15 protein-coding genes are annotated in these 18,791 nt (G+C 52.0%); 10 read left to right on the forward strand and 5 right to left on the reverse strand.

What is annotated here, in order from left to right; genetic code table 11:
• The first annotated feature begins 319 nt into the window (after nucleotides 1-319).
• Both MD588_RS16210 and MD588_RS16215 read left to right on the forward strand, forming a co-directional pair.
• Nucleotides 320-1,981 carry an ExeA family protein gene (locus MD588_RS16210; protein WP_265698512.1) on the forward strand — a complete coding sequence of 554 codons (1,662 nt, stop codon included), beginning with the start codon at nucleotides 320-322 and terminating at the stop codon, nucleotides 1,979-1,981.
• Nucleotides 1,981-2,859, forward strand: a complete 879-nt coding sequence (locus tag MD588_RS16215; RefSeq protein WP_265698514.1) for a general secretion pathway protein GspB — start codon at nucleotides 1,981-1,983, stop codon at nucleotides 2,857-2,859. Before MD588_RS16210 ends, MD588_RS16215 begins: the two co-directional genes overlap by 1 nt.
• Before the next feature lie 73 nt (nucleotides 2,860-2,932).
• Here MD588_RS16215 and MD588_RS16220 read toward each other — a convergent pair whose 3' ends face one another.
• The 3 genes from MD588_RS16220 to MD588_RS16230 form a co-directional block, all read right to left on the reverse strand.
• Entirely contained in the window at nucleotides 2,933-3,550 is a 618-nt protein-coding gene (locus MD588_RS16220) for a TIGR04211 family SH3 domain-containing protein (protein ID WP_265698516.1), read from the reverse strand.
• 115 nt (nucleotides 3,551-3,665) lie between these two features.
• The gene (locus MD588_RS16225) at nucleotides 3,666-4,934 is read right to left on the reverse strand and encodes an inorganic phosphate transporter (RefSeq protein ID WP_265698517.1); all 1,269 of its coding nucleotides are present in this window, start codon (nucleotides 4,932-4,934) and stop codon (nucleotides 3,666-3,668) included.
• A gap of 36 nt (nucleotides 4,935-4,970) precedes the next feature.
• A complete protein-coding gene (locus MD588_RS16230) occupies nucleotides 4,971-5,651 on the reverse strand; it encodes a TIGR00153 family protein (RefSeq protein WP_265698518.1) in 681 nt (226 codons plus the stop codon).
• 184 nt (nucleotides 5,652-5,835) lie between these two features.
• On the opposite strand from MD588_RS16230, the gene MD588_RS16235 reads away from it, so the two are divergent.
• Nucleotides 5,836-7,353, forward strand: a complete 1,518-nt coding sequence (locus MD588_RS16235; protein ID WP_265698519.1) for a CYTH and CHAD domain-containing protein — start codon at nucleotides 5,836-5,838, stop codon at nucleotides 7,351-7,353.
• Nucleotides 7,354-7,413: 60 nt separating this feature from the next.
• Here MD588_RS16235 and MD588_RS16240 read toward each other — a convergent pair whose 3' ends face one another.
• Nucleotides 7,414-8,199, reverse strand: a complete 786-nt coding sequence (locus MD588_RS16240) for a potassium channel family protein (RefSeq protein WP_265698520.1) — start codon at nucleotides 8,197-8,199, stop codon at nucleotides 7,414-7,416.
• 175 nt (nucleotides 8,200-8,374) lie between these two features.
• Here MD588_RS16240 and MD588_RS16245 point away from each other — a divergent pair, with 175 nt between their 5' ends.
• The 3 genes from MD588_RS16245 to hldE all read left to right on the forward strand — a co-directional run bounded on the left by MD588_RS16245 (nucleotide 8,375) and on the right by hldE (nucleotide 14,532).
• Nucleotides 8,375-9,976, forward strand: coding sequence for a methyl-accepting chemotaxis protein (locus MD588_RS16245; RefSeq protein ID WP_265698521.1), 1,602 nt, complete (start codon nucleotides 8,375-8,377; stop codon nucleotides 9,974-9,976).
• Nucleotides 9,977-10,112: 136 nt separating this feature from the next.
• Entirely contained in the window at nucleotides 10,113-12,965 is a 2,853-nt protein-coding gene (gene glnE, locus MD588_RS16250; RefSeq protein ID WP_265698522.1) for a bifunctional [glutamate--ammonia ligase]-adenylyl-L-tyrosine phosphorylase/[glutamate--ammonia-ligase] adenylyltransferase, read from the forward strand.
• A 136-nt stretch (nucleotides 12,966-13,101) separates the two neighbouring features.
• Nucleotides 13,102-14,532: a bifunctional D-glycero-beta-D-manno-heptose-7-phosphate kinase/D-glycero-beta-D-manno-heptose 1-phosphate adenylyltransferase HldE gene (gene hldE / locus MD588_RS16255; RefSeq protein WP_265698523.1), complete on the forward strand. Its 1,431-nt coding sequence runs from the start codon at nucleotides 13,102-13,104 to the stop codon at nucleotides 14,530-14,532.
• Nucleotides 14,533-14,623: 91 nt separating this feature from the next.
• Here the strand turns inward: hldE and tolC are convergent, their stop codons facing one another.
• Nucleotides 14,624-15,916, reverse strand: a complete 1,293-nt coding sequence (tolC, locus tag MD588_RS16260; protein ID WP_265698524.1) for an outer membrane channel protein TolC — start codon at nucleotides 15,914-15,916, stop codon at nucleotides 14,624-14,626.
• Nucleotides 15,917-16,165: 249 nt separating this feature from the next.
• Between tolC and nudF the strand changes: the two genes are divergently transcribed.
• From nudF to yqiA, 4 genes are read left to right on the forward strand one after another with little or no spacing between them, the layout of a single operon-like run.
• A complete protein-coding gene (gene nudF, locus MD588_RS16265; protein ID WP_265698525.1) occupies nucleotides 16,166-16,804 on the forward strand; it encodes an ADP-ribose diphosphatase in 639 nt (212 codons plus the stop codon).
• Nucleotides 16,805-16,830: 26 nt separating this feature from the next.
• Entirely contained in the window at nucleotides 16,831-17,259 is a 429-nt protein-coding gene (locus tag MD588_RS16270; RefSeq protein ID WP_265698526.1) for a DUF1249 family protein, read from the forward strand.
• 30 nt (nucleotides 17,260-17,289) lie between these two features.
• Complete coding sequence (gene cpdA / locus MD588_RS16275) at nucleotides 17,290-18,114, forward strand: 3',5'-cyclic-AMP phosphodiesterase (RefSeq protein WP_407676586.1); 825 nt, start codon at nucleotides 17,290-17,292, stop codon at nucleotides 18,112-18,114.
• Nucleotides 18,115-18,693 (forward strand): esterase YqiA, encoded by a 579-nt coding sequence (gene yqiA, locus MD588_RS16280; protein ID WP_265698527.1) that lies wholly within the window; start codon nucleotides 18,115-18,117, stop codon nucleotides 18,691-18,693. It abuts the gene before it with no gap.
• Nucleotides 18,694-18,791 lie beyond the last annotated feature (98 nt).

Consider the following 18,791-nt stretch of genomic DNA (forward strand, 5'->3'; position numbering starts at 1 on the left):
AGCAATTTGGGGCAGATAGCGAGCAACTGGCACGCTCCCGAAGGGCGAGTTGCAAAGGCTCAGCTACTGTGTTGCTTGATTTTGATGGATATGAATACATCTACAATCAAGCGCCTTGTACCTGAACATTTTCAATCTCGCTGATAGGCCAGATTATTATTCAGCTTGGTATGACATCAGCAAATTTGGGATATCGCACTGATATCCTTTGCATCATAGATCGCTTCAATACGGTATCAGGGTATACAATCTTGAGTGGCAAAGGTAATTTATTCATTAATAATTAGTATCACTCTAAACAGGTACAAGAGTATTAGGCATGTACAAGGATTTCTTCGGGATCACTGAATCCCCATTTTCAATTGTGCCCAGCGCTCGTTTCCTCTATCTCAGCGAGCGCCACAGGGAAGCGTTAACCCATATGTTGGCAAGCTTGTCGGGAGGCGGTGGCTTCGGGCTGCTGACGGGGGAAGTGGGAACCGGGAAAACCACTGTACTGCGGGCTCTGGTATCTCGGTTGCCGCAGGAAACCCAGGTGGCCATTATTTTAAACCCGGCATTGTCGGCTCATGACTTGCTGGCCACGATTTGCGATGAGTTTGGCCTTGATTATCCGGAAGACGCCAGTTTCAAGGTGCTGACCGATAGGATTTACCAGCACCTGCTAACCAACCACAGCGACGGTAAACAAACTCTATTGCTGGTTGATGAAGCACAGCACCTGATGCCGGATGTGCTGGAACAGCTTAGACTGCTGACCAACCTCGAAACAGAGAGCCGCAAGTTACTGAAAGTGGTTTTGGTTGGCCAGCCGGAACTGCAGCAGCTGTTGCAGCAGGATCGTTTGCGCCAGCTGGCTCAGCGGATCACCTCTCGCTATCACCTGCTGCCGCTGACGCCCGAAGAGGTTAATGAGTACATCAACTATCGGCTAAGGGCGGTTAACTGCCTGTACAACGTGTTTGAGCCGGCGCTAACACGCCAGATAGCCAAGGCAACCAGCGGGATCCCGCGCTTGATCAACCTAGTGTGTGATAAAGCGATGCTGCTGGCTTGCCAGCAAGCGACCCACCAGGTGACCAAGGCAATTGTCAGCCAAGCCTGCGATGACGTCCTCAACTGGCAGCTTCCCGCCCAGGGAAGACAAACCGCGGCTGCGAGCAACAGCGGTAGTCTAGGACTCCGGTGGGGCGGCGCGCTGGTGCTCGGCGGGCTACTTTCTGCAGGAGTCTGGTATGGAACAATGATGTCGCCGCTACCGTCGATGACGGAAGCATCAACAACTGCGCCTTCGCAACCGGCTAAAGAGCTCGTACCTGCCACCGCTGCTGTCACAGCGACTTCCACCACCGAGCCAAAGGACTCGGAGCTGGCGACAAAGTGGCAGCTATTGACTGAACACAGCCGCTCAGAGCGACAGGCAATGCAGACGCTGTACCGACTGTGGGGCTATGAAGCCCGCTTGAACCAGGCCAATTGCGAGACCAGCCAGCGTATCAATCTCAGCTGCCATCAAGGCAAAATGGATCTTGAGCAGCTTCGTATCATTAACCGCCCGATAATAATGTCGCTGCAGGAAACTGGGAAGCCTGCGTTTTATGCTGTGGTCTATGCACTCCATAATGATAGCGCCGAGTTGCTACTGGGCGGAGAGCGGGTAGCGGTGAGCTATGACTGGCTCGAGCAGCGTTGGCAGCGGCAATACACTTTGCTATGGCGCCCCCCTTTAGGGGACAAAACGACGATTCGCTATGGCCAGCAGGGGCCGAGGGTCCAGTGGTTGAATCAGCAGCTGAGCTTGCTGCTGGGAGAGAAGCTGACTCAGGATGATTTCTTTGATCAGGGGTTGTTAGATAAACTGCGTCGCTTTCAGCGCTCACAGGATCTGACCGCGGACGGTATTGCCGGCCCGAGAACCCTGATGGTTATTGATTCGGCCTTGAACCTGCCAGGTCCGACATTGCAACCGGAGAGAAGTTAATGTCCAATTTACTTAATGCGATTGCGCAGTCAGAGCAGCAGCATCAGAACCAATCGTCGCAGCCGAACCGTCCGGCCATGAATTCGACGCAACCGCGACGCCTGACTTCTTGGTTGCTTCCGGCAATGCTGGTGGTTGCCCCTGTTGCCGGAACATTGGCTTACACCCAGTTAACGGTATCAGCCGCTACCTCAGATACTGTCAGTATACCGTCGACAGTGCCGGCGGTAGAAATCAGTCCTCCCTCTACAGGGAAGCTGCTTGGTGCAGCCGATCCGGTACTGACTACGCCGAAAGGTGATGAGGTATTGGTGCTGGGCGAAGGGGAATCGGCCATTCGCTTCCTGCCTTACCCGGATCTACGGGCTGAGCCTTTGCCATCGCTGAGTAGTCAGTTTGCAAGTCGTCTGCGAGAATCGGCGGCAAGCTCATCAGCCAGCCTGACAGCCATTACGGCCACCGAGCCGATACAAGTGAGCTCGAAACCACAGGTTGAAGCGGAATGGGGGCTAGAAGGGCTTGATTACTCAGAGCTGTCGCCACAGCTTGCTGAGCAGCTTAAATCGGCCATTGCAGCGACGGACTCGCTACCGCTAGACGAACCGCCAGAACAAGAAACATCGCCTGAGCCTGTCATACAAGCGATAGCGCTGGGCGAGCTGCCCGCGTCGGTACAAAACCGGATCCCGCCACTGGATTTCCAAACCCACATTTACTCATCGACGGCAGATAGCCGTTGGGTGAAAGTGAATGGGCGCGAGGCGTTCGAAGGGGATGAGATTGCGCCAGGGGTAACACTGCGGCGGATTGAGCCGAGGCAGGTGGTATTTGATTTTGAATCGTACCTGGTTGAGATGCCTGCGCTTTCAGAATGGTAATCCGGACCAGCACTGTTTCAAATAAAAAATGGCAGCCCATGGGCTGCCATTTTGCTATTCGAGTTTGGTGTTATTACGCCCAACCGTTGTTGCGCTTGCGGCGGCGAGGGATCAGGTGCGGTAGCACCAGGCCAAACAGTAAGCCTGCGCCTGCAACCATACCGCCGTAGGTGAACCACTTCATCAGCAGATCATCTTTCTGGGTATCGATTTTCGCTCGTAATTCACGAATTTCAGCCTGTGACGTCATTAGCTGTTCGTTTAGCTGGCTGTTCTGCGACTCTAGCTCGGTGATTTGCTCGGTGCGCAATTGCAGCGAGTTTTGCAGGCTGGCGGTTTTCTCATCACCGGATTGCAGGGCATCAGCCAGTGCGGCTTTCACTTCAGTCAGCTCTTTTTCAAGCGTAGGAACGCGCTCTTTCAGGCCGATCTGAGTTGAAATAAACTTGGAGCTCACCCAGCCGGTACGACCGCGCTCATCTTTGATTCGGCTGTAGCCGGCCTCTTTGTTGGCTTCGAGTAATGTAACTTTGGTGCCTGCATTGACACTGCCCATAATACGGTACTGTGTACCCGGGCCTCTGTGCATATACGTGAACAGGTCGTCAGAAATGTAACGAACCTGTGCGGCTTTCGCCGGTAGGGTTACCACAGCGCAAGCAATTAATAAGATGCTGATTAGATGCTTCACAATATAATCCTTGAGGAGCCTATATTCTTTAAGAGCACAAATACTAAAAACTTTGTGCCTCGGGTGCAAGAAAAGAGGGAGGCAAAGCCTCCCTCTTTTGAACCTGTCCCACTTTTTAGCCAAAGGCTGCTTGCATCATATAGAAGAAGATGACAGCAAGTAGAGCTCCGGCTGGTAGGGTTACAACCCAAGAGGCAACGATATTTCTCACAACACCAAGGTTCAATGCTGCAATACCACGAGCAAAAGCAACGCCGATCACACCACCAACCAGAGTTTGTGTTGTTGAAATAGGTAAACCTGTACCCGATGCTAATACCACCGTTGACGCTGTTGCTAGCTGAGCAGCAAAGCCACGGCTCGGTGTCAGCTCGGTAATACCGGTACCTACTGTCGCCATTACTTTATGGCCCATTGTTGCCAGGCCAATGACGATACCGATGCCGCCAAGAGGCAGTATCCACCAAGCGATAGCACTTTTTGCGGTGATCTCACCCATATTCTGTACTGTTGAAACAACAGCTGATAGTGGACCGATCGCATTCGCAACGTCATTTGAACCATGGGCAAATGCCATCGCACACGCAGTAACAACCATTAACAGGCTGAATACGCGTTCTACGCCAGCATAACCATTACTATCAACAGAGCTACCATCATCGGTGTATTTCTTACTGATGTAGATATAACCATAAATCATAATAACAGTAGAAACAGCCAGTGATGCCATCCATGCTTCACCACTTGATAGATGCAATCCAACGTGTTTTAGACCTTTCTTGATTGTTACCAATGCAATGACCATCGCCGTGATAAACATATAAACAGGAACAAAACGCTTCGCATTAATCAAGGGATTATCAGTATCAAAGATTAGACGCTGGGCACTGATAAAGATCAGGTAGGCAAAGAAGCCTGAAATCAGCGGAGTGATAAGCCAGCTACCGACAATACCCTGTACTGAGCTCCAATCCACCGCTTCTGTACCAACAGAAATACACGCAAAACCAATGATTGCACCAATGATTGAGTGTGTTGTTGATACCGGCCAGCCCATATAAGAAGCAAGCAATAGCCATGTACCGGCAGCAAGAAGAGCTGACATCATACCGTAAACCAGTACTTCTGGTTGGGCGGTATAGAATGACATGTCGATAACGCCTTTACGGATGGTATCTGTTACTTCACCACCTGCAAGGTATGCACCGGCAAATTCAAAAATCATCGCGATGATGATTGCTTGTTTTACCGTTAGAGCTTTCGAACCTACTGAAGTACCCATAGCATTGGCAACATCATTTGCACCAATACCAATCGCCATCAAAAGACCAAAGATAGCCGCCACCAAAATCATCATGGTGCCGTAGTTAGCCAGGATTTCCATTGTAAAACCTTGTTATTGTTTCTTACATTCTCTTGTTTAAGAACGCGATAGCATGATTTCTAGTCGCGAGCCGACACGTTGTGCCTGATCGGCGATACCGCCAACCCACTCGAGAATTTTGTACAGGAACATGACATCCACCGGACTGTGTTGGTCTTCGATGGACATTAATTGTTGACGTAATTGAATCTGCATGGTGTCGGTATCATCTTCGATGACATCAAGCTGATTAATCATTTCAGCAACTAGCGTCACTTCTCTGCCCTTGAAGCCTGTCTCCAGCAGTTCATCCAGCTCGTGAATAACACGACTGGCTTGGCTTGCTGCATCTAGACAACGTTGAACGTAGGCAACGAAATCCGGGTACATGGTCGCAGGAATTTGCAGCTGTCGACCCAAGACACGACCAGCGATATCTTTGGATAGGTTAGCAAGCTTATCCTGTTGAGTAAGAAGGCCTAGCATGTCAGTACGATCGACTGGCATGAAAAGACCACGAGGAAGTTTAAGGCGGATCTCACGCTTCAACACATCTGCATCTTTTTCAATCTGCGAGATCTGTTCACGTAAGTTCGATGCTTTTTCCCAGTCTCCGGCATGACATGCCTCGAAAAAAGGAACAAGCAGTTCGCAACACTCATTTACACGAGTAACATGACGTTGCAGCGGTTTGATTGGGGATTTAGCAAAGAGCCCCATAATTGTATTTACTGGCATAGCCGATCAACCTAAAGAGCGCCTAAAGAGGCTAATTCTTGAGCGATGGTCACAGAGGCGCGCATGTTAACGTATAAGTTAGTATAGGGGAACTATTTTTGATCAAGGTTTTGTCGATATTTCATGCTTGCCCCGAAGCGCAATTGCAAATATCCTTGGTTTGCCACTGTTTATAGGTATAACTATGGAAACCGAGATAGAACTGAAGTTTTTCGTCTCACCAGAATTTTCGAGTCAATTATTACGCAAAATATCTGAAGCGAAAATACTGCAGCAAAGTAGTCGAATGTTAGGCAATGTCTACTTCGATACCCCAGACCAAATTCTTCGCCAGCACGATATCGGCCTACGGGTCCGTCGTTTTGATGATGTGTTTGTTCAAACCTTGAAAACAGCAGGACGAGTGGTTGCAGGGCTGCACCAGCGTCCGGAGTACAATGCTGAAATCAATGGAACCGATCCTGATCTTTCCCTGCATCCTGCCGATGCTTGGCCGGAGAGTGTCAATGTTGCTGACGTACAGCAGCAGCTAGCCCCATTATTCTCGACCGATTTTGAACGTCAGCAGTGGCTGATCGCCATGCCTGACGGCAGTCAGATTGAACTGGCCTTCGACCAGGGAGAAGTGAGTGCCAACGGTCAAACGAGCCCGATTTGCGAAGTCGAGCTTGAGCTGAAGTCTGGCCAGACCGATGCGCTATTTACCCTTGCCCGCGAACTGTGCGCCGATGGCGGCATGCGTCTGGGTAACCTGAGCAAGGCTGCCCGTGGCTACCGCCTTGCTGCGGGTTACCAGGGAGATGATGTCAAGTCGTTGCAGTTTGTCCCTGTGACGGCCGGTCAGAGCGTTGAATCGGTGTTTGTCAGCACCTTGGAACATGCGCTTGGCCACTGGCATTACCACGAGCAGATTTTTGCCGAGCGCCAGGAGCAGGCTGCGCTTTACCAAATCCATCAGGCATTAGGCTTGATCCGCCAGGCCTTGGTAATGTTCGGCGGGATGATCCCGCGCCGCGCCAGCGCCTTGCTGCGCCAAGAGCTACATTGGCTGGAAGGTGAACTGGAGTGGCTGGAAGAATATGCCAGTATTGAGCAGTTGCTGGTAGACAAAGGCCATATGCTGAAAAAGCTCAATGCGCGTAAAGAGCTGGTGAAACAACTGCAGGACCGGCAGGACGAGCTACCGGAGTCCGAGGAGATGATGCAGCTGCTGGAATCTTCCCGTTACTGCGGTTTGTTGCTTGATCTTAGCCGTTGGATCCTGAGCCGTGGTTGGCAGCCGTTCCTGGATGATAAATCCCGCGTGCGCTTGGCGGGCGATATCAAGCCTTTTGCCGATCAGATCTTGAGCCGTTCTTGGGAGGAGCTTGCTGATGTGTTCCCGCTGGAGCGACAGCTGGGCCGGGTCGAATACCTCGACCAGCAGCCTCGTCTGATCCGCAACCTGATGAGTGGCCTATGCTTCGCTGAGTTGTATGACGAAGATAAACGTGCCGGTTTCAGAATGCCTTGGCTGGACTTGTTGCGGGGTATTGAAGATCTTCGCCTGCTTGAGCCGGTAAGGAAGTTGCTGGAACAGCAGGACGAAGAAGAAGATCGTCGCCAGATTGAAAAATGGCTTAACCGTAAGGAAGAGTCACTGCTCCATGCGATGGATCAGACCCGCCAGATCGGTATCGAGCTAGCGCCATATTGGCCGTAATACCTGCGCGATAAATAGCCGATAAATAGCCGATAAACGCCCTGCCTCTGCGGGGCGTTTTTATTCTTGGGTAAGTTTGGCTTTTTCCTGGCTGTCGGCAAGCCGTTGCTCCAGGTGGGCGAGGCGCTCAAGAAGTTGCTGCTGGGTTGTGAGCATTTGTTGCCACTCCTCTTCGTGCCGACGGGCATCCAGCTCTTTCTGCTTGGCTGGATCGGAAATCATTGAGCTGACGAGCCCCGCCACCATACCAAACAGACCGACCCCACAGATGATAATGACTGCCGCCAGCATTTTACCGAATGTGGTCACCGGATAGTGATCCCCGTAACCCACGGTAGAGATGGTGACAAAGACCCACCATAAGGCATCGCCTGCCGACTGAATATTGGAATCCGGGGCATTGCCTTCCAGCATCAGCATCATGGCGGAGCCAACAGTGACCAGGACGGTCAGTAACAGGAAAATTGTTGCAATGGTCGCTTCGCGGCGGTTGCTGCGAATACGGCTGATGATCTGATGACTGGATCTCAGCAGCCGGATAACCCGGAAGATTTGTACCAGGCGAGCATAGCGTAAGGCTTCAATTACTGGGATACTGGCAATAAAGTCAGGCCAGTGACGCTTGAGATAGTCCCACTTTTCGTTACTGCGAACAAAGTCGGTCAATAGTTGGCACCAGAACAACAAGCAGATAAACGTATCAAGTCCCAAAAATAGGGTGTAAACCCGCTCGGTTTTCGGGATAAATATTAAGCTGGTCACAATAGCTAATGACATGAAAGATAAAACTAAAGCCATCAGGCTCATCGGGTTCAGTTCATGTTTGACGGCGTCGATCTTTTTCATTATTTAATTTTCGCAATGCCCTGCTGATCTATAGAATACCAGTTATTGTTTTGAGCTTAAAAATAATTCATAGCCAGTAGGCTGGCATACAAAATTCGGCTCTGAATGATGACTTCCCCTCGATAAATTACTGTGTTCTTCGGGGCTAGCGCACATTTTAATATGGAGATGCCAAATGGCGAAGATGGTTTTCAAACCATGGGAAAAGGGACTGACCAATATCCGGCTGGTGCCGAAGCTGGTGCTGTTGATGGTGTTCAGTACCGTTTTGCTTATCGGAAAGCAGTTATGGGATGCGAGCGCGTTTTATCAGTCGGTGGTGGAAATTCAACAAGACCGCTCTAAAGAATTAGCCGAGGCCAACGCGGCGATGCTGACGACCCTTCTCACCCAGGGGGAAGCCGGGAAGGCGATGGCTGAGCAGGCCATTGATGCCCAGGCCAGCAGCTGGAAGCAGGGGGCGTTTTTATACCTGGTCGAGCGTGATAGCGGCAGGGTGCTAGGACATCCGCAGGTTCGTACTATCAGTGAACTAACGGCGGTGACCGAAGGTGGCAGTCGTTTGTCGAGCTATCTGGGCCAGTTTTCTGGTGCGGGCAGTGTCGCGCTGAACAAGCAGGAACGTTTTGAATACGCGGTTGAACTGCCGCAGTCCAATTGGCTGGTTGTGGCATCACAGCCAGCGTCCGAAGCCGAGACCTATTATAGCGAATACCTGGTACAGGTCGCCTGGCAGACCGGGCTGATGATTGTTGCCTTTGTGGTGATTTTATTAAGTGGTTCCAGCGTGATGCTGCGTCAGACCCGTTACCTTGCAGACAACATCCAGCAGCTTGCAAGACGTAACCTGTCAGAGCCTATTGAAATGGACTGCCGTGATGAATACGGTGATTTGGCCAGAGAGCTGGAGAAAACCCGGATTCAGCTCCACGACGTGATCCGCAACCAGCGTGATGCGGCAGCCGAGCTGTCTGGCTTGGCTGAGGTGATGTCGATCAGCATGATTGAAACCAAGGAATCGGCCCAAGAAGAGTTCAGTGAAATTGATCAGTTGGCGTCAGCGATGAGCGAGATGACCTCGACCGTCCAGACGGTGGCCAGTCATGCCCGTGAAGCCTCCAATGCGACTGAAGGTACCTCTGAGCAGGCAACTCAAGGGCAGCAGTTTGTGTCTCAGACGATTGGTACGATTAACCAGCTGTCGCAGGATATCAGCCAGTCTGCGAATGCGGTGAACCAGGTTGAGGAGCGCGTAGAGCAAATCGGCAGCGTGATCGTCACCATTCAGAGTATTTCCGAACAGACCAACCTGCTGGCATTGAATGCTGCCATTGAGGCCGCGCGCGCCGGAGATGCCGGTCGAGGCTTTGCCGTAGTGGCAGACGAAGTTCGAAATCTGGCCCAGCGAACACAGACGGCGACGGTCGAAATTCAGGACATGATCAGCTTGCTGCAAAGCAGCGCCCAGCAGGCCGTTGGTTTGATGGAGCAGAGTGTCGTGGAAGCGGCTGAAGGCGTGGAGCTGGTGACCAATGCCGGTGGAGAGTTGGATAAGATTGTTGTTCAGGTACAGCGGATCAACGATATGAACTTCCAAATCGCTTCTGCCGCTGAGCAACAGAGTAGTGTCGCTGATGAAATGAACCAGAACCTGACCAATGTCCGAGAGCTTGTCGAAGCCTCGGTGCTGGTGGTGACAGAGCTGTCGGAAACCTCGGATACCATGCAAAACCATGCGACAGAGCTGGAAGGGAAGATCCAGGCCTTCCGCATCTAATTGGTCAAACCTTGCCAAAACGTGATGTCGAGATCTCACAACGCCCGCCTATTTGCGGGCGTTGTGCTATGTTACTGCTACTACAGATTTAAATCGCTATAACCCGCCTGCCAGGGAAATGAATAAAGGAACCGCAATGACCCAGCCTGATGCATTGATTGCCGCTGCCGGCAAAGCCGTCGAGAAAATTCAGCAAGCCCACCCTGAACTGCTGGCCCAGTGGCCAGCAGAGCGTCTGCCTGAGCTGCGGCAGGTGCTAGGCTATAGTGACTTTATCTCGGCCTCGATTATCCGAGACGGTCAGCTATTGCCCTGGCTGGCAGAGCATGTCGATGATGCCGGCCATAGTGATGCCTATCGCCAGCAGCTGGCTGAAAAGCTGTCGGCAGCGACCGATGAGAACAGCCTGATGCGATTGTTGCGGGCGTTCCGCCGCCAGGAGATGGTGTGGATTGCGTGGCGTGATTTTACCGGCAAGGCACCGCTGGCACAGAGCCTGGAGCACCTGTCTCAGCTTGCCGAGGCCTTGATTATGGAAGCTTATAATTGGCTGTACGCTCAGTGCTGCAGGGAATGGGGAACCCCAACGAATGCAGCCGGCGAAGCGCAGCCGATGCTGATCCTTGGTATGGGCAAGCTGGGTGGGGGCGAACTGAATTTTTCATCCGATATCGATTTAATCTTTACCTATCCGGAAAATGGCGAAACCCAGGGCGGGCGACGTAGCCTGGCCAATGCCCAGTTCTTCACTCGTTTAGGGCAGCGCCTTATCAAGGCGCTGGATCAGCAGACTTTCGATGGTTTCTGTTATCGGGTTGACATGCGTCTGCGTCCGTTTGGTGACAGCGGTCCTTTGGTGATGAGCTATGCTGCGCTGGAAGACTATTACCAGGAGCAGGGGCGAGACTGGGAGCGCTATGCAATGATCAAAGCGCGAGTGATGGGGCGCGAGAGCTTTAGCCAGTATCAGGAACTCCGTCAGATGCTGCGCCCGTTTGTGTTCCGCCGCTATATTGATTTTAGTGCGATCCAGTCGCTGCGACGGATGAAGTCCATGATCAGCAGTGAGGTTCGCCGGCGCGGCCTGAGCAACAATATCAAGCTCGGGGCCGGCGGGATCCGCGAGGTGGAGTTTATCGCCCAGTCTTTCCAGCTGATCCGTGGCGGCAGGGAGCCAAACCTGCGCCATCGCGGATTGCTGGAAACTCTTGCAGCAATGAGGCAGCTGACGCTGCTGCCGCCAGATCAGGTCGACAACCTGGAGCAAGGCTACTGTTTCTTACGTAAGCTGGAAAACCTGTTGCAGGCGATTGATGACAAGCAAACCCAGACGCTGCCCGATAAACCCTTGGATCAGCTTCGCCTTGCCGCGACCATGGGGTATCCGGACTGGCCTAGCCTGCTTACTGCCATCGATGGACATATGGCGGCGATCCATCAGGTCTTTGACGACATCATTGGGGCTGAAGACGAGGAGGCACTGTCCGCTGCCGATGCCCATTATCATGAAATGTGGGCGATGGTGAAAAACGAAGAGGTCCTGTTGAGCATCCTCGATGAGCTTGCAGCACCGGATAGCGCGACCCAGGCCAGTATCTTAATGGGCATGAAAGCGGAGCTGTCCAAGCGTACCCTCGGCCCCCGCGGGCGGGAAGTGCTGGCGAAACTGATGCCGGAGGTGCTGGTGCGTGCGGTAACCCGCTCGGATGCTGCCCTAGTGCTGGGCCGGCTGACCAAGCTGATTGTCCGGGTTGCCACCCGGACGACTTATCTCGAGCTGCTCAGCGAGCATCCTGCGGCGCTGGATCAGCTGGTCCGTTTATGTGCCGCCAGCCCGATGGTAGCCGAGCAGCTGACCCAATACCCGATTCTGCTTGATGAGCTGCTGGATCCCCAGCACCTCTATAATCCGACCCCGCTGGATCAATACCAGGATGAGCTGCGCGAGTATCTAGCCCGGATCCCGGAGGAAGATATGGAGCAGCAGATGGAGGCGATCCGCCAATTCAAACAGGCACAGCTGCTGCGGATAGCCGCCGCTGATATTGCCGGGGCACTGCCGTTGATGAAGGTGAGCGACCATCTGACTTACCTTGCCGAAGCGATCATCGGCGCGGTGGTCAACCAGGCTTGGCTGCAGATGGTGGACAAATATGGCGAACCTACCCACCTGCAGGACCGTGACGGTAAGGGGTTCGGCGTACTGGGCTACGGTAAGGTCGGAGGCTGGGAGTTAGGATATGGATCTGATCTGGATCTGGTATTCCTCCACGATTGTCCGGCTGATGTCTATACCACCGGTAAGAAAGAAATTGATGGTCGTCAGTTTTACCTCCGCTTGGCACAGCGGATTGTACATTTGTTCTCGACTCGCACCTCGTCCGGTGTTCTGTACGAAGTCGATGTTCGCTTACGCCCGTCGGGCGCGTCCGGGTTGTTGGTGAGTACAATGGAAGCATTTGCCGAGTATCAGCAGCAGGAAGCATGGACTTGGGAGCACCAGGCACTTGTCAGAGCGCGGATGGTTTATGGCGATATGCCACTGCAGCAAGGTTTTGCCAAGGTGCGGCAGGCCATTTTGATGCAACCGCGGGAACAGGCCAAACTGCAGCAGGAGGTGGTTGATATGCGCCATAAAATGCGTGACCACCTCGGGCAAAAAAAAGCCGGTATGTTTGGTCTCAAGCAAGACCAGGGCGGGATCACTGATATCGAGTTCATTGCCCAGTATCTGGTACTGCAGCATGCAAGCAGTGAGCGGGCACTTACCCGTTGGTCCGATAATGTCCGGATTTTCGATACTATGTCGGAATGCGGCATTCTCAGCATGGCGGATGCACAGGCGCTAAAGCAGGCGTATTGCACGATGCGTGATGAAATCCATCGCCTTAATCTGTTAGGGCTATCAGCCTATATTACTGAAGATCGATTTGTTGCCGAGCGTGAGGTTGTGCAGCAGATTTGGTCGCAGTGCCTTATATCCAAGTGATTGCAAAGTTTTTGTGGTACAAGTATCTCGATGTGTTACCAGGAAAAATAGCTTCCTGCTGGAAAGGCGATGAAGGGTAAACAGACCCTGGACTTTATGTTAGTATTTTTCCGTTTTTACTATCCCGGAGATAATAATGAAACTGACTCTTCCTGATTATGATCAAGCAGGTGTTTTGGTTGTTGGTGACGTCATGCTTGACCGTTATTGGTATGGACCAACTGGGCGGATCTCGCCAGAAGCGCCTGTACCTGTTGTGAAGGTTGATCAGATTGAAGAGCGTCCGGGCGGCGCGGCCAACGTGGCAATGAACATTGCAGCATTAGGAGGCCATGCCCGTTTGGTTGGTCTGACAGGGATTGATGAACCAGCCAAGGCGCTGACCGAAAAATTATCATCTCTGGATGTTCGCTGTGATTTCGTTTCACTGCCTAACTACCCGACAATCACCAAGCTGCGCGTGATGAGCCGTGGCCAGCAGCTTATCCGCCTCGACTTCGAAGAAGGCTTCCATGATGTGGATGCCGATTTGATCCTGCCGCGTCTGGAACAGTCGCTATCGACGGTGAAAGCGGTGATCCTGTCTGACTATGCCAAGGGAGCCTTAGAGCATGTTCAGGCGATGATTGTTTTGGCGCGTGAAGCCGGTATTCCGGTGATGGTCGATCCGAAAGGGGCTGACTTTGAGCGTTACCGTGGTGCAACCTTGCTAACACCGAACCTGTCTGAGTTCGAAGCCGTGGTAGGCAAAGTCGGCAGTGACGAAGAGTTGGTGGAAAAAGGTTTGGGCCTGATAGAGCAGTTTGATCTGGAAGCCTTGCTGGTTACCCGCAGCGAGCACGGGATGACTTTGTTGCAGAAAGGCCAGGAGCCGCTGCACATGCCGACGCTGGCACAGGAAGTCTATGACGTGACGGGTGCTGGCGATACCGTTATCTCCGTACTGGCGGCCTCTCTGGCGGCTGGAAAATCTCTGTCGGATGCCTGCAAGCTGGCTAATGCGGCGGCGGGGGTTGTGGTTGCCAAGCTGGGTACTTCGACGCTGTCGACGATTGAGTTGACTGAAGCGATCCACGGTAGTCAGGACAGCGGTTTTGGCGTTATTGCAGAAGCGCAGCTGAAGCAAGCGGTCAAGGCGGCGAGAGCTCGCGGTGAGAAAGTCGTGATGACCAATGGCTGCTTCGACATTCTGCATGCCGGCCATGTGGCTTATCTTAACGAAGCCGCGAAGCTGGGCGATCGCCTGATTGTCGCGGTTAACTCAGACAGCTCGGTTCAAACCCTGAAAGGCCCTGGTCGCCCGGTGAACCCGGAAGATCGTCGTATGGCTGTTCTGGCTGGTCTAGGAGCGGTTGACTGGGTGGTTCCGTTTACGGAAGAAACTCCGCAGCGCCTGATCAGTGAGATCTTACCTAGCCTGTTGGTCAAGGGCGGTGACTACAAGCCGGAAGAAATTGCCGGCGGTCAGGAAGTAATTGCTGCTGGTGGTGAAGTACGGGTTCTGAACTTTGAAGATGGCTGTTCAACGACGGAAATCATTGAAGCTATCCGTGGTGGTCGTGGTTAACTGCGATGAATTGCCCCGGTAACCGGTAAAGAAAAAGCGCCATCTAAGATGGCGCTTTTTTTGTATCTGCTGTTTCGTTCATGTCGACGCGTTATTTCTTGGCGCTGATTAGGCCGGAGTTTACATCCAGGATATCTTGCTCGTTCAGCGAGCCAACAGCCTGTTTCAGCTGTAGCTGACTGATGATGTAGTCATAACGGGCATTAGCCAGCTGACGGTTGGCATCATAAAGGCGACGAGTCGCATCCAGTACGTCAACAATGGTGCGGGTACCAACATCAAAGCCAGCTTCGGTTGCTTCCAGTGCCGACTGCGCTGAAATTACAGATTGCTGATAGGCACGTAGGGCGCCAATCGAGGCATTGATGTTGTTGTAGAATGCGCGAACGTCTTTAACCACACTGCGGTAGGAACCTTCAAGCTCCTCGCTAGCTGAAACATAGCTAAATTGTGCCTGTTTCACTTCAGATGTGGTACGGCCACCGGTGTAAACCGGTAGGTTCAGGTTAACCCCTGCCGTGATAGTACCTTCGTCATTGCCCAAGCGGGTTTCGTCGTAGCTATAACCGGCATCAAACGATAGCGTTGGCAGGTGACCAGACTCAGCCAGGGAGATTCGGTCGCGGGCGATATCTTGCAAGATACGCGAGGTCAGCAGGGTAAGGTTTTCAGTCTCGGCATCTTTAACAAGATCGACGACCTTGCCTTGCGGACGGCTTGCCGTGAAGCGAGCTGTATCCAAAATATTGAGATCGGTGTGTTCCTGGCCAGTAATTTCGCGCAGACCTTCGTAGCTATTGGTCAGGGCGTTCTCATTCAGGATTTCATCAGCCAGCACGCTATCGTACTGAGCCTGGGCATCGTGAACATCGGTAATTGCCGATAAGCCGACTTCAAAGCGCTGCTTGGTCTGTTCTAGCTGACGGCCAACCGCGGCTTTTTCGGCACGGACAAACTCAAGGTCATCCATAGCACGCAGTACAGCAAAGTAAGCATCAGCAACACGCAAAATCAGGCCCTGCTGAGAAGCGGCGTACGAGGCATCGCTCTGGCGAGCTTGTTTCTCGCTGATGTCTAGATTAACCCAGCTGGAACGGTTGTATAGTGACTGACTTAGCGACAGTCCCGCATTGAAGCCATCATCGGCATCTTTACCATCCAGAAATGCCGTATTGTAGCCAGCCGCCAAGTTAATTTGCGGTAGCAGTGCACTTCGGGAAGAATTAATTGCCTCAAAGGCTGCATCTTTATCTGCGGCAGCACGAAGCAGCTGAGGGTCGTTTTGTTTGGCTTGCTGGTAGATATCGGCTAGATCATCAGCCAGTGCTACTTGGCTGAAGCCGCCAAGCGCAACGCTAATAATAAGCGGAAGCAATTTTTTCATGGATGCCTTTCCTGGTCCTGACAAAAAAATAGTAAAGGATTCAGTTTATCGGAAGATACCTTGCCTGAAACTGATCGTTGTTCATTTTTACTTAATTTTACGCTGATTACTTATTCTTATGTGATTGTAATCTATCCAACTACAAAAATGGACTTAAATAAAATCACAATTATTGTCATAAATGTTGAATTTAATCATTGCTGACAGACATTTTGAATGAAAAGATATATAGCAAAGGGAGATACCGTAATGAGTAACAAGTTGCCTGAAAGCTCTGTGTTGGATGTTTATAGCAAAAATGATGTTGAAGTTTTGTCGATAGATACCCTGTACCAGGGATATTTCAGCATGATGAAATATCGCTTTCGCCATAAACTTTTTGCCGGTGGCTGGAGCGAACCGTTAGAACGAGAAATGTTCGAGCGTGGGCATGCCGCGGCCTTGTTACCTTATGATCCGGTTGAGGACAAAGTGGTACTGGTGGAGCAGTTCAGAGTTGGCGCAATGGCTGCCGACTGCACACCTTGGCAACTGGAAATTGTGGCTGGCATTATTGAGCCCAATGAAACACCTGAAGATGTTGTCTGCCGCGAAGCGGTTGAAGAAGCCGGCGTCGAAGTCACTCAGCTGAATAAAATCACCCGCTACCTGTCGAGCTCAGGCGGCTGCTCTGAAACGTTGGATATTTTTGTCGGGCGTGTGGATAGCAGTAAAGCGCACGGTATTCACGGCCTTATAGATGAAGGCGAGGATATCCGGGTGCATGTGGTATCACGACAGGAAGCATACCAGTGGGTAGAATCTGGTAAAATTGAGAATGCAGCCTCAATCATTGCGCTACAATGGTTGCAGCTAAACTATTTACGTTTGCAGGCACAAGCTCAATAACCAGTCCATTGGTTTAAGGACACCGATTGAACAAAAGATATACCGTTGATCTGGCTGGTATCATGCGTTTATATGAGACCAATTATGCAAAGTTGCTCCCATTACTGCCAAAAACTGACAGGGTGGGCGATGAGTGTGTATACAAGGTTTTTGAGCATGAGTACCAGTTGAAAATTACTGAGTCAACCCGCTACACAACAGTTATCGAGCTGTGGCAACGCAGCGCCGGGGAGCTACCGGATTACCTGATCCCCCGCCTAACTGTGCGGTTATACCACGATGCCAGAGTCGCAGAAGTGTGTACCGCTCAGCAGATTTCACGGCTTAAGCCGCGGTATGATTACCCAAATTTACGGATGCACCAAAAAGACGAAAAACATCAGGTAAATCGCTTTTTAGGTGACTGGCTGGCCTATTGCCTGAAAAATGGGATCAGCAAACAATCGGTTTGTTAACAGTATTAGATAAACAAGGTTTTTGACGTTTTGCAGATGTACTCTCTGCCACAGAGGAACCCGGATAGTGTGGTTCTACTTCAGATCACCGATACCCACCTATTTGCCGACGAGGCAGGTAGCCTGCTGGGTATCGCGACGAAAGACAGTTTTCATGCAGTATTAGATGCTGTAGATGCCGCCGCACGTCCGTTTGACGCAGTGGTTGCAACGGGAGATATCTCACAGGATCACAGCGAACAATCCTACCAGCGCTTTAGCGATGGGATTGCGCGCTGGTCACAACCGTGTTTTTGGCTTCCGGGTAACCATGATTTTCAGCCGAGCATGGCCTCGGTGCTGCCGTCACCCCAAATCAAGCCGTGCGAGCAAGTGCTGGCTGGTGAGCACTGGCAGGTGATCCTGCTAGATAGCCAGGTAGCGGGTGTTCCCCATGGTGAGCTGAGTGAAGCGCAGCTCACCATGCTGGATCAGGCGCTGGCGGCTTACCCTGAGCGACATGCACTGGTATTGCTGCACCACCATCCTCTTGAGGCTGGCAGTTCCTGGCTGGATCAGCACAAGCTGCATAATGCCGATGGCTTCTGGCAGGTCGTGGACAAATATCCACGGGTCAAGGCGGTGCTTTGTGGCCATATCCACCAAGAACTGGATCGTCTTTATCATGGCGTCAGGGTACTGGCCACGCCATCAACCTGCATCCAGTTTCAGCCGGACTCCAGTGATTTTGCCTTAGATCGGCAGAACCCGGGCTGGCGTTACCTGGAACTGACCAACGATGGCCAGGTTTTGACATCGGTTTCTCGCCTGAAGGGGGAGCATTTTAGCCCGCAATTTGATGCTGGTGGTTATTAAATGAAGCCTTTACTGCTTTATATTCATGGTTTTAACAGTTCACCCAAATCGCTGAAAGCAACCCTGATGGCAGAATACTGCCGTCAGCACCGACCGGACATCCGAGTCGAGATCCCACAGATACCGTGCTACCCGGCAGAGGCTGCGGAATTCATCGATCAGTTGGTAAGCTCGCTACGGCAGGAGCATCAAATCGGACTGGTCGGCAGCTCGCTGGGAGGCTATATTTCAACTTGGCTTAATCATCGTTATCAGCTTCCTGCGGTTTTGGTTAACCCGGCGGTCAAGCCATATGAATTGCTGGTGGACTACCTGGGTGAACAGGAAAACCCCTATACCGGTGAACGCTACTGGCTTGAAGCCAAGCATATGGATGAGCTGAAGCAACTGGCAGTGCCGAATATCGATACGCCAGAGCAGTTCTGGCTACTGCAGCAGGAAGGTGACGAAGTTCTCGACTATCGCCAGGCAGTAGAAAAGTATGCTGCCTGCAAGCAGACAGTCGAGCCCGGAGGCGATCACAGTTTCGTTGGTTTTGACCGTTTTCCTGCTGAAATCATCAAGTTCCTAGGGCTATAAGCCGCTAATTATAACGCCATCTCTGATTAGCGTGACGATAGAACCCGACTCACAATTGTGGGTATTATCCTCGACCTCAGCTTGACAACCGGGCTGGG

This window comes from Photobacterium obscurum (assembly GCF_026191635.1).
Taxonomy (GTDB): domain Bacteria; phylum Pseudomonadota; class Gammaproteobacteria; order Enterobacterales; family Vibrionaceae; genus Photobacterium; species Photobacterium obscurum.

Coding starts and splice junctions, on each gene's coding strand:
- MD588_RS16210 (WP_265698512.1), top strand. CDS start 320: ATGTACAAGGATTTCTTCGGGATCACTGAATCCCCATTTTCAATTGTG.
- MD588_RS16215 (WP_265698514.1), top strand. CDS start 1,981: ATGTCCAATTTACTTAATGCGATTGCGCAGTCAGAGCAGCAGCATCAG.
- MD588_RS16225 (WP_265698517.1), bottom strand. CDS start 4,934: ATGGAAATCCTGGCTAACTACGGCACCATGATGATTTTGGTGGCGGCT.
- MD588_RS16230 (WP_265698518.1), bottom strand. CDS start 5,651: ATGCCAGTAAATACAATTATGGGGCTCTTTGCTAAATCCCCAATCAAA.
- MD588_RS16235 (WP_265698519.1), top strand. CDS start 5,836: ATGGAAACCGAGATAGAACTGAAGTTTTTCGTCTCACCAGAATTTTCG.
- MD588_RS16240 (WP_265698520.1), bottom strand. CDS start 8,199: ATGAAAAAGATCGACGCCGTCAAACATGAACTGAACCCGATGAGCCTG.
- MD588_RS16245 (WP_265698521.1), top strand. CDS start 8,375: ATGGCGAAGATGGTTTTCAAACCATGGGAAAAGGGACTGACCAATATC.
- glnE (WP_265698522.1), top strand. CDS start 10,113: ATGACCCAGCCTGATGCATTGATTGCCGCTGCCGGCAAAGCCGTCGAG.
- hldE (WP_265698523.1), top strand. CDS start 13,102: ATGAAACTGACTCTTCCTGATTATGATCAAGCAGGTGTTTTGGTTGTT.
- tolC (WP_265698524.1), bottom strand. CDS start 15,916: ATGAAAAAATTGCTTCCGCTTATTATTAGCGTTGCGCTTGGCGGCTTC.
- nudF (WP_265698525.1), top strand. CDS start 16,166: ATGAGTAACAAGTTGCCTGAAAGCTCTGTGTTGGATGTTTATAGCAAA.
- yqiA (WP_265698527.1), top strand. CDS start 18,115: ATGAAGCCTTTACTGCTTTATATTCATGGTTTTAACAGTTCACCCAAA.